The organism is Pseudidiomarina fusca (assembly GCF_032227045.1).
In the GTDB taxonomy this organism is placed as follows: Bacteria; Pseudomonadota; Gammaproteobacteria; order Enterobacterales; family Alteromonadaceae; genus Pseudidiomarina; species Pseudidiomarina fusca.
Map to the genome: position 1 here is coordinate 1 of NZ_JANFPJ010000002.1, position 613 is coordinate 613.

The 613-nt window shown below is 36.9% G+C and carries 1 protein-coding gene; it reads left to right on the top strand.

Annotated elements, in window-relative coordinates:
* Positions 1-118: 118 nt before the first annotated feature.
* Complete coding sequence (locus NOG12_RS01700; protein WP_146204074.1) at positions 119-340, top strand: hypothetical protein; 222 nt, start codon at positions 119-121, stop codon at positions 338-340.
* Positions 341-613 lie beyond the last annotated feature (273 nt).

Consider the following 613-nt stretch of genomic DNA (forward strand, 5'->3'; position numbering starts at 1 on the left):
TATAAGTACGATAATGACTTAGGCTTGAGTTATATGCAGGCACGATACTATGATTCAGTTATAGGGCGGTTTTATAGTAATGACCCAGTTGACAGAATAATGGAGGGTGTTAGTACATATGACAAAAAAGCAACTAATTCTCCAATATGTTTTTTATATTCCCATAGCAAGTGTTCTGGGGGTTGGGGCGATTACTTTACTATTTTATTATAGCTATGGCTGGAGCCTTGAATATGCATTTTCTTGGTTTAAAGTAGCTTCTGTTTTTATAGTTATTTTATTTTACATATTAAATCTAAATGTTCTGATTAAAGTCTTGAAAAAGAAAAATGGCATGTAGCTTAATATATTGAAGGCATAAACCTTTAAATCCAAAGCCTCGCCCTCGCGCGGCTTTGTTTTTTTTGCTCACATCAAGGCAAGTAGTAGCTGTTCAATACTCAGATGAGGCGGTGCAAGGTTTCGTATCAATGCCATGCTTGGTGGCAAAAGCCATCAGTTTCTTATCGTAAAAGTTCACATCTCGTTGGTAACGGCAGAAGAACTTTAATTCCGGTAGTGTTCAGAATGATCCGTACCAGTACTTTTGGACACCGAGCTAAGTGAGTAAAAT

What these genes read in the sequence shown, in the direction of transcription:
- NOG12_RS01700 (WP_146204074.1), top strand. Translation starts at nt 119, where the DNA reads ATGACAAAAAAGCAACTAATTCTCCAATATGTTTTTTATATTCCCATA.